This window comes from Sphingorhabdus contaminans, from assembly GCF_007280415.1.
In the GTDB taxonomy this organism is placed as follows: domain Bacteria; phylum Pseudomonadota; class Alphaproteobacteria; order Sphingomonadales; family Sphingomonadaceae; genus Sphingorhabdus_B; species Sphingorhabdus_B contaminans.
Window position 1 is genome coordinate 1475060 of record NZ_VKKU01000001.1, and the last position, 13802, is coordinate 1488861.

General features: G+C 58.5%; 19 protein-coding genes. 13 read left to right on the plus strand and 6 right to left on the minus strand.

Annotated elements, in window-relative coordinates:
* Positions 1 to 12: 12 nt before the first annotated feature.
* The 6 genes from astD to FOM92_RS07125 all read left to right on the plus strand — a co-directional run bounded on the left by astD (position 13) and on the right by FOM92_RS07125 (position 5414).
* A complete protein-coding gene (gene astD, locus FOM92_RS07100; protein WP_143776047.1) occupies positions 13 to 1452 on the plus strand; it encodes a succinylglutamate-semialdehyde dehydrogenase in 1440 nt (479 codons plus the stop codon).
* A gap of 90 nt (positions 1453 to 1542) precedes the next feature.
* Positions 1543 to 2310, plus strand: coding sequence for a uroporphyrinogen-III C-methyltransferase (gene cobA / locus FOM92_RS07105; RefSeq protein ID WP_143776048.1), 768 nt, complete (start codon positions 1543 to 1545; stop codon positions 2308 to 2310).
* On the plus strand, positions 2307 to 2603 hold the full coding sequence (locus FOM92_RS07110; RefSeq protein ID WP_143776049.1) for a DUF2849 domain-containing protein: 297 nt from the start codon (positions 2307 to 2309) through the stop codon (positions 2601 to 2603). The genes cobA and FOM92_RS07110 overlap by 4 nt, the downstream gene beginning before the upstream one ends.
* A 1-nt stretch (position 2604) precedes the next feature.
* Positions 2605 to 4233, plus strand: coding sequence for a nitrite/sulfite reductase (locus FOM92_RS07115; RefSeq protein ID WP_143776050.1), 1629 nt, complete (start codon positions 2605 to 2607; stop codon positions 4231 to 4233).
* On the plus strand, positions 4226 to 4648 hold the full coding sequence (locus FOM92_RS07120; RefSeq protein ID WP_143776051.1) for a DUF934 domain-containing protein: 423 nt from the start codon (positions 4226 to 4228) through the stop codon (positions 4646 to 4648). Before FOM92_RS07115 ends, FOM92_RS07120 begins: the two co-directional genes overlap by 8 nt.
* Entirely contained in the window at positions 4641 to 5414 is a 774-nt protein-coding gene (locus tag FOM92_RS07125; protein WP_143776052.1) for a phosphoadenylyl-sulfate reductase, read from the plus strand. Before FOM92_RS07120 ends, FOM92_RS07125 begins: the two co-directional genes overlap by 8 nt.
* Positions 5415 to 5681: 267 nt before the next feature.
* Here FOM92_RS07125 and FOM92_RS07130 read toward each other — a convergent pair whose 3' ends face one another.
* Positions 5682 to 6083, minus strand: a complete 402-nt coding sequence (locus FOM92_RS07130) for an acyl-CoA thioesterase (protein ID WP_143776053.1) — start codon at positions 6081 to 6083, stop codon at positions 5682 to 5684.
* A gap of 174 nt (positions 6084 to 6257) precedes the next feature.
* On the opposite strand from FOM92_RS07130, the gene FOM92_RS07135 reads away from it, so the two are divergent.
* The 7 genes from FOM92_RS07135 (at position 6258) to FOM92_RS07165 (ending at position 10574) form a co-directional block, all read left to right on the plus strand.
* A complete protein-coding gene (locus FOM92_RS07135; RefSeq protein WP_143776054.1) occupies positions 6258 to 6599 on the plus strand; it encodes a hypothetical protein in 342 nt (113 codons plus the stop codon).
* A gap of 114 nt (positions 6600 to 6713) precedes the next feature.
* On the plus strand, positions 6714 to 6848 hold the full coding sequence (gene rpmH, locus FOM92_RS07140; protein ID WP_143776055.1) for a 50S ribosomal protein L34: 135 nt from the start codon (positions 6714 to 6716) through the stop codon (positions 6846 to 6848).
* Positions 6849 to 6871: 23 nt separating this feature from the next.
* Positions 6872 to 7207: a ribonuclease P protein component gene (gene rnpA / locus FOM92_RS07145; RefSeq protein ID WP_143776056.1), complete on the plus strand. Its 336-nt coding sequence runs from the start codon at positions 6872 to 6874 to the stop codon at positions 7205 to 7207.
* Positions 7204 to 7416: a membrane protein insertion efficiency factor YidD gene (yidD, locus tag FOM92_RS07150; RefSeq protein ID WP_143776057.1), complete on the plus strand. Its 213-nt coding sequence runs from the start codon at positions 7204 to 7206 to the stop codon at positions 7414 to 7416. The genes rnpA and yidD overlap by 4 nt, the downstream gene beginning before the upstream one ends.
* A gap of 36 nt (positions 7417 to 7452) precedes the next feature.
* Positions 7453 to 9207 carry a membrane protein insertase YidC gene (gene yidC / locus FOM92_RS07155; protein WP_143776058.1) on the plus strand — a complete coding sequence of 585 codons (1755 nt, stop codon included), beginning with the start codon at positions 7453 to 7455 and terminating at the stop codon, positions 9205 to 9207.
* Between the two features lie 81 nt (positions 9208 to 9288).
* Positions 9289 to 9909, plus strand: a complete 621-nt coding sequence (gene yihA / locus FOM92_RS07160) for a ribosome biogenesis GTP-binding protein YihA/YsxC (protein WP_143776059.1) — start codon at positions 9289 to 9291, stop codon at positions 9907 to 9909.
* Entirely contained in the window at positions 9906 to 10574 is a 669-nt protein-coding gene (locus tag FOM92_RS07165) for a glutathione S-transferase family protein (RefSeq protein WP_143776060.1), read from the plus strand. The genes yihA and FOM92_RS07165 overlap by 4 nt, the downstream gene beginning before the upstream one ends.
* Here FOM92_RS07165 and FOM92_RS07170 read toward each other — a convergent pair.
* From FOM92_RS07170 to fabI, 5 genes are read right to left on the minus strand one after another with little or no spacing between them, the layout of a single operon-like run.
* Positions 10571 to 11035 carry a cupin domain-containing protein gene (locus FOM92_RS07170; protein WP_143776061.1) on the minus strand — a complete coding sequence of 155 codons (465 nt, stop codon included), beginning with the start codon at positions 11033 to 11035 and terminating at the stop codon, positions 10571 to 10573. The genes FOM92_RS07165 and FOM92_RS07170 overlap by 4 nt on opposite strands.
* 9 nt (positions 11036 to 11044) lie before the next feature.
* Complete coding sequence (gene aroC / locus FOM92_RS07175; RefSeq protein ID WP_143776062.1) at positions 11045 to 12121, minus strand: chorismate synthase; 1077 nt, start codon at positions 12119 to 12121, stop codon at positions 11045 to 11047.
* A 3-nt stretch (positions 12122 to 12124) separates the two neighbouring features.
* A complete protein-coding gene (locus FOM92_RS07180) occupies positions 12125 to 12643 on the minus strand; it encodes a GNAT family N-acetyltransferase (RefSeq protein WP_170226809.1) in 519 nt (172 codons plus the stop codon).
* Positions 12640 to 12972 carry a hypothetical protein gene (locus FOM92_RS07185; protein ID WP_143776064.1) on the minus strand — a complete coding sequence of 111 codons (333 nt, stop codon included), beginning with the start codon at positions 12970 to 12972 and terminating at the stop codon, positions 12640 to 12642. The genes FOM92_RS07180 and FOM92_RS07185 overlap by 4 nt, the downstream gene beginning before the upstream one ends.
* Complete coding sequence (fabI, locus tag FOM92_RS07190) at positions 12969 to 13796, minus strand: enoyl-ACP reductase FabI (protein WP_143776065.1); 828 nt, start codon at positions 13794 to 13796, stop codon at positions 12969 to 12971. The genes FOM92_RS07185 and fabI overlap by 4 nt, the downstream gene beginning before the upstream one ends.
* Positions 13797 to 13802 lie beyond the last annotated feature (6 nt).

Below are 13802 nucleotides of genomic sequence, written 5' to 3' on the forward strand. Positions count from 1 at the left end.
AGAACAAGGCGCATTTTGTCCGAATTAATATCCTTTGAACCCGCAACAGGTGCCGAGCTTTGGCGCGGGCAGACAAGTGATGTCGACACGGAAGTGGCAAAGGCGCGTGCGGCATGGTCAAAATGGGCCGCTGCGCCTCTATCGGAACGTATCGAACGCATCCGGATTTTTGCAAACCGGGTTCGTGCAGACCTCGAACAATTCGCCGACACCATCGCGCGGGAAACCGGAAAACCTCTTTGGGAAGCGCGCACCGAGGTCGAATCGGTCGTCAACAAGGTCGATATTTCCGTCCGCGCCTATGCCGACCGGACATCGCAACGGCGGCTGGACGGCAAGGTAGGCACGCGCACCGCGCTTCGGCACAAGCCGCACGGGGTGCTGGCCGTATTGGGGCCCTATAATTTTCCGGCGCATCTGCCGAACGGGCATATCGTTCCTGCGCTGATCGCGGGCAACGCGATTGTATTCAAACCGTCCGAAAAGACACCTGCCACCGGCGAAATGCTGGTCGATTATTATCATAAGGCCGGAATACCCGAGGATGCGGTTCGCGTTGTGCAGGGCGGTCCCGACATCGGCAAAGCGCTGTCCGCCCATGCCGACATTGACGGCCTGCTGTTCACAGGTTCCGCACAGACGGGCATTGCCCTCAACCGTCAGTTTGCCCATCGCCCTGACAAAATTCTCGCGCTCGAAATGGGCGGCAACAACCCGATCATCGCGTGGGACACCCGCGACATCCACAGCGCCGCAGTTTTGATTATCCAGTCCGCATTCCTGAGCGCAGGGCAACGCTGCACTGCCGCCCGCCGCCTGATCGTCAAGGATACCCTTTATGACCAGCTTGTCGGTGAAATAAAAAAGATCGCGGACCGTCTGATCATTGGTGACCCGCATAGCGAGCCGCCGCCATTCATGGGGCCGGTCATCGACAAGGATGTGTGCGACAATCTGATTGAAAGCTATCTCGCGCTGATGAGCAGGGGCGGTCGCCCGATCAAGCATCTGAAGGTCGCCGAACAGGGACGTCCCTTTCTGACACCCGGTATCATCGACGTTACCGATATGGACGATCGCCCGGATATCGAGCTGTTCGGGCCGCTTTTGCAGGTCATCCGGGTTCCTGATTTTACCTCGGCGATTACCGAGGCGAATAATACGCGTTTTGGTCTTTCCGCGTCGCTGATTGGCGGAACGCCCGAACAATATGACGAATTCTGGGCGAATAGCCGCGCGGGTATCGTCAACTGGAATGCCCCCACCAATGGAGCATCCTCCTCCGCACCCTTTGGCGGGGTCGGACTGTCGGGCAACCATCGGCCGAGCGCTTATTATGCCGCCGACTATTGCGCCTATCCCGTTGTTTCTTCGGAAAATGATGTGCCCAAAGCGATGCTTGGAATTGGCCTGAAGGACGAGGAAGTCGCACCGGTCCTGATTGAGGAATAAGGCGATCACACCGGGTCCCTAAAGTTCTTCTAGGGTGAAGCCAATATATCCTGATTTGATGCAGTGCATCCCAAACGCCATCTTGCGGCAATGGAAAAAGCACATGTCTATCTGGTCGGCGCGGGTCCCGGTGACCCTGAACTGCTGACACTCAAGGCCGCGCGCCTGATCGCGACTGCGGATGTGGTCGTGCATGATGGTCTGGTTGACGATGCCATTATGGCGATGATCAATCCGGCTGCCCGTCTGATTTCCGTTGCCAAGAGCCGGTCGAAGCACACGGTTCCGCAGGACGGAATAAACGCCATTTTGGTGCGTGAGGCCAAGGCGGGGCATATGGTTGTCCGGCTTAAAGGCGGCGATCCCTTTATCTTTGGCCGCGGCGGCGAAGAAGCCGAAGCCTGCCGCGACGCAGGCGTGGCCGTGGAAGTCGTTCCCGGAATCTCGGCGGCGATGGGCGGTGCGGCAGCATCGATGATGCCCCTCACCCACCGCGACGCATCCAGCGCGGTGACCTTCGTTGCCGGACAGTGCAAGGGCCTGACGGACCAGAATTGGGCGGGCCTTGCCGGAAAAGGCCGTACGCTTGTCATCTATATGGGCATCGCGACCGCCGCGGACATTACCGAAAAGCTGATTTCGGATGGCCTGTCCCCCGACACGCCGGTTGCGGTCCTTGAACGCGTTACGCGGCCGAATTCGCGCGCCTTGCGGACCATCCTGACCGATCTTGGCGACATGATTGCGCGCGAAAAGGTCGCCTCGCCGGCGATCATCGTTGTGGGTGATGTCGTCCTGAAATCCGATGCCGAAGACCGGCTTATCCATATTGCTCAACAGGCGGAGGCACTGGCGTGAAATTACTGACCGGAAATGAATTGGGATCGGGTGCCGTCACCTGGTGGACCGGCAATGGATGGTCCATCCATGTCGAAGACGCCGTGGACGTCGGCGAAGGCGGCGAATCCATTCTGCACGCCGAAGAAGGCGCACGGCGGGTGAATGCGCCTTACATCATTGATGCAATAGCCACACCCGAAGGTCCGCGCCCGGCCCATATCAAGGACCGCGTCCGCGCCCTCGGCCCCACGGTCCGCCCCGACCTCACCCTCAAGCCCGCCGACCCGGCGGCAGGCGACTGGATCATCTGACATGTATAAATATGACAATTACGACCAAGCCATCGTCGACGCCCGCGTGGCGGAGTTTCGCGATCAGGTGAACCGCCGCATGGCGGGCGAGATCACGGAAGACCAGTTCAAGCCCCTGCGGCTGATGAACGGCCTTTATCTGCAACTGCACGCCTATATGCTGCGCGTCGCCATTCCCTACGGCACGCTCGACAGCCGCCAGATGCGGATGCTGGCGCATATCGCGCGCAAATATGACCGGGATTACGGCCACTTCACGACCCGGCAGAATATCCAGTATAACTGGATCAAGCTGGAAGAATGCGCCGACCTTTTGGAAGAATTGGCGAGCGTTGAAATGCACGCCATCCAGACCAGCGGCAACTGCATCCGCAACATCAGTTCGGACCAATATGCAGGCGCGGCGGCGGACGAGGTTACCGACCCGCGTCCCTGGGCGGAATTGCTGCGGCAGTGGTCGACCTTCCACCCCGAATTCAGCTATCTGCCCCGCAAGTTCAAGATCGCGGTAATTGCATCGCCCGAAGATCGCGCCGCGATGCGTCTGCACGACATCGGCCTGGAACTTGTGCGCAAGGATGGCGAGCTCGGCGCCCGCGTGTTTGTCGGCGGCGGCATGGGCCGGACGCCGATGATCGCCCCGGAAATCAACCCCTTTGTCAAGGCCGACGATCTGCTGAGCTATATCGAGGCCTGCCTGCGCGTCTACAACCGCTATGGCCGCCGGGACAATATCTACAAGGCGCGGATAAAGATCCTTGTCCACGAAATCGGTGCCGACGAATATCGCCGCCAGGTCGCCGAAGAATTCGCCCATGTCAAAACGCTGGGCATCGACCCGCCCCTTGCCGAGCTGGAGCGGATCAGCGCCTTTTTCGCAGCCCCCGCCTTCGACGCGGCGGATGTGGAACCGGACCGCAGCGACCCCGATTTCGCTGTCTGGCTGGACCAGAATGTAAAGCCGCACAAGCAAGCTGGCTACGCCATCGTCAATATCAGCCTGAAGCCCATTGGCGGCATTCCCGGTGACGCGTCCTCTGCGCAGATCGACGTGATGGCGGACCTGGCCGAAAAGTACAGCTTCGACGAACTGCGCGTGACCCATGCGCAGAATATCGTACTGCCGCATGTCGCCAAGCGCGACCTCTATGCGGTATGGCAGGCATTGCGTGACGCCGATCTGGCCAACGCCAATCTTGACCTCATCAGCGACATCATCGCCTGCCCCGGTCTTGATTATTGCAGCCTCGCCAACGCCCGTTCCATCCCCATCGCCCAGAAAATTGCCACCCGCTTCGCCGACGCCGAGCGGCAGCGTGACGTCGGCGAGCTGAAGCTTAAAATCTCCGGCTGCATCAACGCCTGCGGCCACCATCATGCCGGTCATATCGGCATATTGGGCGTGGATAAGAAAGGCGTCGAAAATTACCAGCTCACGCTCGGTGGATCCGGCGCAGAGGATGTGTCGATCGGCAAGATCACCGGCCCCGGATTTGACGAAGACGGCATCGTCGATGCGGTCGAAAAGGCGGTCGAGAAATATCGTGAGCTGCGCGAAGGCGACGAGCGTTTTGTCGATACCTACCGCCGCGTTGGCATGGACCCGTTCAAGGAGGCGATCTATGGTTGAGTTCCGCTATCGTGACGATGAAGTCACCGAACAGCCTTCGGTCACACTGGATGCCTTTCTGGACCAGTCGAACGCCTCGGCCGTGCGGCTGGAACCCGATGACGATGCGCGCAAGCTGATCCCTTTTCTGGACCGGCTGACCCTGATCGAAGTCGCCTTCCCCAAATTCCGCGATGGCAGGGGCTATAGCTCCGCACGGATCCTGCGCGAGGCTGGCTACACCGGCGAATTGCGTGCACAGGGCGATGTTCTGGTCGACCAGATCGCGTTCATGCGCCGCTGCGGTTTTGACAGCTTTGCGCCCGAAGGTTCGCTGAACCCCGAGGCGGTCGAGCGGGCCCTGTCGACCTATGACCAATATTACCAGAAAGCCGCGGACGCAGCCGTACCTGTGTGGAAATTACGGCATGGGTGAGCAGGTCCGCATCATCGACCGTATCGACACGCGCCCCCGTTATACGGAGGCCGATGCCGTTCGCCTGAACAACATGTTCCGGGGGCGCGATACGGTGGAGATGCTGACCGTCCTGCTGAAAGAAAATATGCTGGGTGACGCGGCGATCGTGTCCAGCTTTGGCGCGGAAAGCGCCGTGTTGCTGCACCTGATCGCCAGTATCGATCCGACCGTACCGGTCCTGTTTCTCGATACCGGAAAGCATTTTCCCGAAACCATCAGCTATCGCGAGGAATTGCAGGAGCTTATCGGCTTTACCGATCTCAGGAACCTGACGCCCGACCCTGCCTTGCTGGCGGAACGGGACGGCACCGGCCTGCGCTGGTCCTATGATCCCGACGGTTGCTGCGAAATCCGTAAGGTCTTACCGCTCAAGGCTGCGCTTGCCGGTTTTGATGCGCAATTTACCGGCCGCAAGGCGTTTCAGGCCGCCACCCGCAAGGCATTGCCGCGCTTCGAGATTGAAGAAGGCCGCCTGAAGGTCAATCCACTGGCCGATTGGGACAAGGCCCGTCTGGATGCCTATATGGCCGAACATAATCTTCCGCCGCATCCGCTGGTGGAACAGGGCTATCCTTCCATCGGCTGCTCGCCTTGCACCAGCAAGGTTGCACCGGGCGAAGACCCGCGATCGGGCCGCTGGAAAGGCTGGGACAAGGTCGAGTGCGGCATCCACAGCGATGTCTCGTCGATAGATGATGGCGGAGCGAACGATCCGATATTCTGATGGGTGGTTGGGGGTGCACAGTCCAGAGGTACCCCAACCCTTTACCCCTCATCCACACCGTCACCCTGAACTTGTTTCAGGGTCCATTTGTCAGTCCATTCCCGCCCTGTCGTGACACGCCATACAGTTCCGCTCGGCTGGTTTTTCCTTAACACAACGGGTGCAATTGCGCGATGGACCCTGAAACAAGTTCAGGGTGACGTTATCTATTAAGAAAACATTGGCCGCCAGGCCTAGGCGGAGTTGGAGAGGGGCATCTCCAACACTTCAATCCTTGGGAAAGAAATATTCCTGAATTTCCGCGGCAATCCGCGCGGGGCGCAGCGTCTTGGCGTCGATGCAGCACCAGCTTGATTTGACTTCGGCCAGAACTTCCTCGCCACGTTTGATCACCGTGTCGTAAAAGGAACGGGCACCCTGCACCTTTTCCAGGACAACCGTGGCAATCACATCATCTTCCAGGAACGCAGGCTTGCGGTACGTGATTTCGTGCTTCAGCGCGACCCACAAATATTTCGCCGCCGTCTCGGGCGGCGCCAGTTTGTTCCAATGTGCCAGCACGGCTTCCTGTACCCAGTTCAGGTAGCGGGCGTTATTGACGTGCCCCATGAAATCAATGTCAGCGGGCAAAACACCAATACGGTGCAAATGGGGGAGAGCGTTTGGCATATTGTCCCTGATATGGCGGTTTTGCGCCCGGTTTAAAAGGGCAATGAGGCCATCTTCCATGAATTTGCTACGAATTGTTTACAGTGTTGTAAATTTGTACGCCTTCGCGTGCCGATTATTCCCGAAATCCGATGGGAACTTGCAAGTCGGACACTGCCAACCCACATCAGGGCCATGACCGCACCCCAAAAAACCCGGTGGACCGATTCATCCGCATATCGATGGGCCATGGTGATTCTGGGCTGGGCACTGGTTATCTCCGCACCGCTGGTCAGCTGGCTGCCGGGCCCGGGCGGACTTGCCCTGTTCGTCATTGGCCTGGGTGTAATTCTGAAACATTCACTCTGGGCAAAGAAGCGGTATTCGCGCCTGTCCAAACAGCATCCCGAATATGGCCGGTGGGCCGACTGGGCCTTGCGGCGGAGCAAGGTGCAACACAGGCCTCCTTTTCCCGATATCAAACGCGACATCATGCACCTGTGCCGACGCGATGATATTGGTATGAAACTGCCCTGAGCGTGTTGACTTTTGCTCGCCCCACGCATAATGGCCACGTCAACAAAGGCGGTCGCTGGACAGATTCGGCGGCCCTTTTCATTTCATACCGACTAAAAACTAAGGATTACAGTCATGAAGCGCACTTTCCAGCCGAGCAATCTCGTGCGTGCCCGTCGCCACGGTTTTCGCCTGCGCATGTCGACCGCATCTGGCCGCGCCATCCTGAACGCGCGCCGCGCACGTGGCCGCAAGAAGCTGTCGGCCTGATCCAGACGACGGCGGACCGCGATATGCGCGGTTACAGCGTCATTAAAAAACGGTCGGATTTTCTGGCCGCCAACCGGGGGAAGCGTTACGCAACTCCCGGTTTTGTTTTACTGGTAAAGGACCGGCAAGACGATCAGCCTGACATTCGCCTCGGCATCACCATCACCAAAAAGGTGGGAAATGCCGTCGTTCGCAACAGGATGCGCCGCCGTTTTCGCGCACTGGCCCAGGAAATGCTGGCCGAAAAAGGCAAGCAGGGCGCTGACCATATCCTGATCGGACGCGATGGTGGCATTGAACGCGATTTTGCAGCGCTGCGCGCCGATATGGCAAAGGCGCTGGAAAAGCTCTGCGCATGATTGCACGGGTCCTCATATTGGTCGCGCGCGGCTGGCAATTGGGACCGTCGCGCATCCTGCCGCCAAGCTGCCGCTACAGCCCGAGCTGTTCGGCCTATGCGATAACGGCGCTTCAAAAATATGGCGCAATTAAGGGTGGCTGGCTGGCCATCAAACGGCTATTGCGCTGCCAACCTTGGGGCGGTCACGGGCACGATCCCGTGCCATGAACCGCCCAAAAGCTAGAATAACGGGGAAAGTTAAACGTGGACGATAAGCGTAACCTGATAATTGCCGTATTGCTGACGGGCCTCATCCTGTTCGGCTGGCCCTATGTCGCCAGCACGTTCTTCCCGACTGCTGTGGCACCGGAACAGAGTGTGACGCAAAAGGCGGCACCGGCAAATGGTTCAGAAACGACCCCTACGGTGATTGCTTCGGCCGCTGCCCCCAAAAATCTGCCACTCGGTACTGCTCTGCGGAACAGTGCGCGTATTTTAATCGAAACACCCAAGCTCAAGGGCTCGGTCAATCTGGAAGGTGCCCGCATCGACGACCTTCAGTTGCTGACGCACCGCACCGCATTGCCGAAAAATTCACCGCCGGTACGCCTGCTCGCGCCGTCCGGAACGGCAAAAGCGCATTTTGCCCGCTTCGGCTGGGTCGGCAAAGGTGTCACAGTACCGGACGACAAAAGCATCTGGACACCCAGCAGCAACATGCTGACACCCGAAGCGCCCGTCACACTCAGCTGGGTAAATCCTGAGGGCCAAAAGTTCGAAATCGTCCTCTCCGTTGACAAAGACTATATGATTACCGCCGAACAACGTTTCACCAACGGATCGGCGACGGAAGTCGAGGTCGCACCTTTCGGCCTTCTGAGCCGGAACGGCCAGTCACCGGACCCCGATTCATGGAACATCCATGTCGGTCCGATGGGTGTGTTTGACGGCACACTGACCAATGTAAATTATGACGAAGTGATTGAGGCACCAAAGGGTGAACTGGATTACCAGACCACCGGCGGCTGGCTTGGCGAAACTGAAAAATATTGGCTCGCCGCACTCATTCCCGACCAAAAGGTGAAGATCAATGCCTCGTTCAAGACCAAGGACGGCTTTTACTGGTCGCAAATGGTCAATGCGAACCAGACCAAGGTAGCGCCCGGCGCGACCTTTACCCAGAAATCCCGCCTGTTTGCTGGCGCAAAGGAAGTCGAGACACTCGACATGTATGCAAACAAGCAAGGCATCCCCTTGCTGGATTACTCCATTGACTGGGGCTGGTTCTGGTTCCTCGCCATTCCTTTCTTCTGGATCTTGCACTGGCTGTTTGGCCTGTTCGGTAATTTCGGTGTGGCCATTATCGGCCTGACCATCATTGTCCGCCTGTTCATGTTCCCAATCGCGCAGAAACAGTTTGCGTCGATGGCGCAGATGCGTGCCGTACAGCCGAAGATGAAGGCTCTGCAGGAACGCTGGAAGGATGACAAACCCCGTCTGCAGCAAGAGATGATGAAGCTGTACAAAGATGAAAAGGTCAATCCGCTCGCCGGATGCCTGCCCATCTTGCTGCAGATTCCGATCTTCTTCGCCCTGTACAAGATTCTGATGCTGTCGATTGAAATGCGGCACCAGCCTTTTGCCCTGTGGCTCAAGGATTTGTCGGCACCCGATCCGTTGACCCCGGTCAACCTGTTCGGCCTCCTGCCCTTTGATCCGCCAACATTCCTGGCAATTGGCGTGCTGCCGATCCTGCTCGGCGTAACAATGTGGCTGATGCAGAAGCTCAATCCGCAGCCCATGGACGAAGTGCAGAAGCAAGTCTTTGCGATCATGCCCTGGTTCTTGATGTTCATCATGGCGCCGTTCGCGGCAGGACTTCAGTTATACTGGGTGATGTCGAACCTGATTTCGATTGCGCAACAGAAATGGCTCTATTCCCGCCATCCGATCCTGAAGGAACAGATGGCAAAAGAAGCCGAAGAGAAAGCACGCGAAAAGGCGAAGGCATCGACGTGAGAGACACTGTCCACGCACAAGCTGTCACGCTGAACCGGGTTCAGGGTGACAACCTGTGGGTGCAGGCTGGCGGCATTTGATATGAACGACATGACGTCCAAAATCTTCTCCGGACCCGTTACCTTTTTGAAATCCGCCCCAAAGCTGGAATTTCTGCCGGATCCGGTCGTCCCTGAAATCGCCTTTGCCGGCCGGTCCAATGTCGGGAAGTCCAGCCTGATCAATGCGCTTGTCAACCGCAAGGACATGGCGCGCGCCTCCAATACGCCTGGCCGCACGCAGGAACTGAACTTTTTCGATGTGGGCACACCGCCCTTGTTCCGGATCGTCGACATGCCGGGCTATGGCTATGCCAAAGCACCGCTGAAGACCGTGCAGCAATGGCGCTATCTGATAAATGATTATCTGCGTGGTCGCACGGTGCTCAAACGGGTGTTTCTGCTGATCGACAGCCGTCACGGTATAAAGGAAGTCGACCATGAGATCATGAAAATGCTCGACACCGCAGCAATCAGCTACCGCATCGTGCTGACCAAGACCGACAAGATCAAGGCGAGCGAGCGCGAGGCGGTCGAGGCGGACACGCTGGCGAAACTGCGCAAGCATGTTGCCGCCTTCCCCGCCCTCTCGGTCACCTCTGCCGAAAAGAAGGGCGGGATTGAAGATTTGCGGGATGCGGTGTTAGAAGCAGTCGCATCATGACGCTCAAACTGGTTATCGGTAACAAAGTCTATTCAAGCTGGTCGCTCCGTGGCTGGCTGGCGGTCAAGCAATCGGGACTGCATTTTGAAGAGGTCGTTGTCCCCTTATATGATGCCAATTGGGATCAACGGAAGCGCGAGGATGATGTGGCACCCTCGGCCGGCAAGGTTCCGATTCTGTGGGACGACGATGTGGTCGTTTGGGATAGCCTCGCGATCATCGATTATCTCGCCGACAAGGTGGGCCGCGACCGCTATTGGCCCAAGGACAATGCAGCGCGCGGAATGGCGCGTTCGCTATCGGCCGAAATGCACAGCAGCTATCTGTCGTTGCGGCGCGAATGTCCGATGAATACGCGCAAGAAATTCGAAAATATCACCGTATCCGCCGAAACCCGCGCCGATGCCGTCCGCATCCTGCAAAACTGGGCCGAGGCACGTTCCCGCTTCGGTCAGCAGGGCCCCTATCTGTTCGGGACATTCAGCGCGGCGGACATCATGCTGGCGCCTGTGGTGACCCGCTTTGTAACCTATGGCTTCACCCTGCCCGGTTTTGCCCAAAGCTATGTCGATGCCATGATGGCGCATCCCTGGATGGAAGAATGGTATGCAGCGGCAGAGCAGGAAAGCTGGGTGATCGAGCGGATCGAGACAGCGGTAACCTAAATTAGCCGCGTCGTGGGATAGGGCGTACCGTCCTTGTGGAAATAACCTTCATCGCTGAAGGTCATGTCGATATCCGAATAGCCCCCGCCTTTACTCCGGTCACCGGTACCGATGGCGATGAAAACGCAATCCTGATCGCTGCGGTTGACCAAATGATGGCCGTTGCGGACACCTGCAGGCCAGGCGGCAACATCGCCCGGGCGCATCGGGGTTTCGCCGTCATCTTCGATCAACACCGCTTCGCCCGAGAGCATGATAACAAGCTCATCCTCACCCTCGTGCCAGTGCCGTTGCGATGACCATCCGCCCGGCTTCAGAACAACGTGGCTCGCGCCCATCTGGGTCAAACCCGCAACCGGGGCAAGCCGGCGCCACCAGCGGCCTTCGACTGCTTGGTTAAAAGGTTCGGGGTAGCCCGTCGCATTGCTTTGCGGGATGCTGTCGATATCGAGCTTAGGCATGTCCTTCTCCTATCCGCACTGGGCGCGGTGCAGCAGTTTCTGGTCGGCAAGTACCAGCGCCATCATGGCCTCCACCACCGGCGCGCCGCGAATGCCGACGCAAGGGTCGTGGCGGCCCTTGGTGACGATATCGGTCGCCTCGCCCTCGCGCGTGACGGTCTCGACCGGGGTCAGGATCGACGAGGTCGGCTTGAACGCGACCCGCACCACGACGGGCTGCCCGGTCGATATGCCCCCCGCAATTCCGCCGGCATTGTTGGCGAGGAATTCAGGCTGGTTGGACCCGGCCGTAGAGGGCCGCATCCGGTCGGCATTTTCCTCACCCCGCAGGCGCGCGGCTTCAAAGCCTGCACCGATTTCCACGCCCTTGACGGCATTGATGCTCATCATCGCGGCGGCCAATTCGCTGTCGAGCTTGGCGTAAAGCGGTGCGCCCCAACCGGCGGGGACACCTGTCGCGACACATTCGATCACAGCGCCCAGCGATGAACCGGCCTTGCGCGCCTCGTCCACCAACTTTTCCCAGCGGGCAGCCGCAGCCTCGTCGGGGCAGAAGAACGGGTTCTTGGCGATCTGCGTGACTTCGAAATTGTCGCGGTTAATCGCATCGCCGCCGATTTCGGCGACATAGGCGATGATTTCGACATCAGGGATAACCGCCCGCGCCACCGCGCCCGCAGCCACCCGCGCCGCCGTTTCTCGCGCGCTGGACCGGCCACCGCCGCGATAGTCGCGGAAACCATATTTGGCGTCATAGCTGTAATCGGCATGGCCGGGGCGGTACGCCTTGGCGACGTCGGAATAGTCCTTGGACCGCTGGTCCACATTTTCGATCATCAGCGAAATTGGCGTGCCCGTCGTCCGGCCTTCGAAAACACCCGACAGGATACGCACCGCATCGGGTTCCTGCCGCTGCGTCGTGAAACGCGAGGTTCCGGGACGGCGCTTGTCCAGAAAAGGCTGGATATCCGCCTCGCTCAGCGCCAGGCCCGGAGGGCAACCGTCGACCACCGCGCCCAGCGCGGGCCCATGGCTTTCCCCCCATGTGGTAAAGCGGAATACGCGGCCGAAGGTGTTAAAGCTCATGTATCATTCCATTTGCGCAAAAGCGGATGCATATTCTGCCTTGCCCCTTTGCGGCAGAGCGAGGCCGCTGTCCAGATGCACCGCCATGAAATGCGGGCCTGCGAAAGGTGACATATAGGGCTTGGCAAGATCCGGACAATAGCCGAACCGGGGATAATAGTCTGCATGTCCGAGCACAAAACTGATCTGCACTCCCTTTTCGCGCAACATCGTCAGCCCTGCGCGGATCAAAGCGGCACCGATGCCGTTTCGTTGCTGATCCGGCCGGACCGCCAACGGCCCAAGTCCCGCCGCTCGCAACCGATTACCGTCGGCTTCTACACGCATGCAGCTAAATATTACATGACCCAAAAGATCGCCGTCCCGTTCCGCGATCAGACTGGCGACCACATCATCTCCGGCGTGAAGTGCCCGAACAAGGTCCGCTTCACCATGATACCCCATGGCCGTGGCCGAAAAGGCAGCCCTGTGCAAGTCGGCGATAATATCCAGATCGTCGTCTTGTGCCGAACGAATGATCATCGGGAGCCGGAAGAATCGCCGCTTCGCGTCTTGCGATACTTCACCTGTTCCTTGCCAATCCATGTCCGCACCGCGCGGTAGAGGATCAGGGTCACGGCAAGGGCTAGCACACGCGCCGCATGTGGATGGCCCAGCGTGGAGCCGATGCGTCCGCCCCAGACAAAGGCGCCAACCACCGCACCGAAACCGGCCATCGACACAAAGGCATCAAGGATCGGGGGCAACCCTTCCCAATAATGTCTGGCATGCCAATATCCGTGCACACCCACCAGCAACGCACAGCCAACAAGCAGGAGAACCAGCTCGTTGCTATGGCCGGTGATTATCACGAAAGAGCGATATCAGGAGCATCCTCCTGCTTCATACCCACGGTGTGATAGCCTGCATCGACATGGTGCGTCTCGCCGGTCACGCCCTTGGACAGGTCAGACAGGAAATAAAGTGCGGAGGCACCCACATCGTCGATGGTCACATTTCGGCGCAGCGGCGAGTTATACTCGTTCCATTTCAGGATATAGCGGAAGTCGCCGATACCCGATGCGGCCAATGTCTTGATGGGACCAGCCGAAATCGCATTCACGCGGATACCGTCAGGACCCACATCATTGGCCAGATATTTCACCGATGTTTCCAACGCCGCCTTTGCAACGCCCATGACATTGTAGTGCGGAACGACCTTTTCCGCGCCATAATAACTGAGCGTCAGCATGGAGCCGCCGCCCTCGCCGGTTTCCGGGTCAAAGGGTTTCATCAAGGCCGCAGCCCGCTTGGCAACCGCGGTGAAGCTGTAGACGCTGATGTTCATCGTCATCAGGAAATCGTCGAGGCTGACATCGAAATATTTGCCGCGCAGGGCTTCTTTGTTCGTAAAACCGATGGCGTGGACGACGAAATCGATCGTCGGCCATTTGTCGGCCAGCGTCGCAAAGGCGCGGTCCAGATTGGCCATGTCGGAAACATCACAATCGATCAGAAAATCGCAGCCCAATTGTTCGGCCAGCGGACGGACCCGCTTTTCCATGACTTCGCCCTGATAGCTGAAGGCGAGTTCGGCACCTTCGGCCTTCAATCGTTGGGCAATACCCCAGGCCAGCGACTTGTCATTGGCAAGGCCCATGATCAATCCGCGTTTGCCTGCCATCAATCCGCTCATAATATC

Excerpts from the sequence above, each read along its gene's own strand:
- cobA (WP_143776048.1), top strand. The coding sequence starts at position 1,543 with ATGGAAAAAGCACATGTCTATCTGGTCGGCGCGGGTCCCGGTGACCCT.
- FOM92_RS07115 (WP_143776050.1), top strand. The coding sequence starts at position 2,605 with ATGTATAAATATGACAATTACGACCAAGCCATCGTCGACGCCCGCGTG.
- FOM92_RS07120 (WP_143776051.1), top strand. The coding sequence starts at position 4,226 with ATGGTTGAGTTCCGCTATCGTGACGATGAAGTCACCGAACAGCCTTCG.
- FOM92_RS07125 (WP_143776052.1), top strand. The coding sequence starts at position 4,641 with ATGGGTGAGCAGGTCCGCATCATCGACCGTATCGACACGCGCCCCCGT.
- FOM92_RS07130 (WP_143776053.1), bottom strand. The coding sequence starts at position 6,083 with ATGCCAAACGCTCTCCCCCATTTGCACCGTATTGGTGTTTTGCCCGCT.
- FOM92_RS07135 (WP_143776054.1), top strand. The coding sequence starts at position 6,258 with ATGACCGCACCCCAAAAAACCCGGTGGACCGATTCATCCGCATATCGA.
- rpmH (WP_143776055.1), top strand. The coding sequence starts at position 6,714 with ATGAAGCGCACTTTCCAGCCGAGCAATCTCGTGCGTGCCCGTCGCCAC.
- rnpA (WP_143776056.1), top strand. The coding sequence starts at position 6,872 with ATGCGCGGTTACAGCGTCATTAAAAAACGGTCGGATTTTCTGGCCGCC.
- yidD (WP_143776057.1), top strand. The coding sequence starts at position 7,204 with ATGATTGCACGGGTCCTCATATTGGTCGCGCGCGGCTGGCAATTGGGA.
- yihA (WP_143776059.1), top strand. The coding sequence starts at position 9,289 with ATGAACGACATGACGTCCAAAATCTTCTCCGGACCCGTTACCTTTTTG.
- FOM92_RS07165 (WP_143776060.1), top strand. The coding sequence starts at position 9,906 with ATGACGCTCAAACTGGTTATCGGTAACAAAGTCTATTCAAGCTGGTCG.
- FOM92_RS07170 (WP_143776061.1), bottom strand. The coding sequence starts at position 11,035 with ATGCCTAAGCTCGATATCGACAGCATCCCGCAAAGCAATGCGACGGGC.
- aroC (WP_143776062.1), bottom strand. The coding sequence starts at position 12,121 with ATGAGCTTTAACACCTTCGGCCGCGTATTCCGCTTTACCACATGGGGG.
- FOM92_RS07180 (WP_170226809.1), bottom strand. The coding sequence starts at position 12,643 with ATGATCATTCGTTCGGCACAAGACGACGATCTGGATATTATCGCCGAC.
- fabI (WP_143776065.1), bottom strand. The coding sequence starts at position 13,796 with ATGAGCGGATTGATGGCAGGCAAACGCGGATTGATCATGGGCCTTGCC.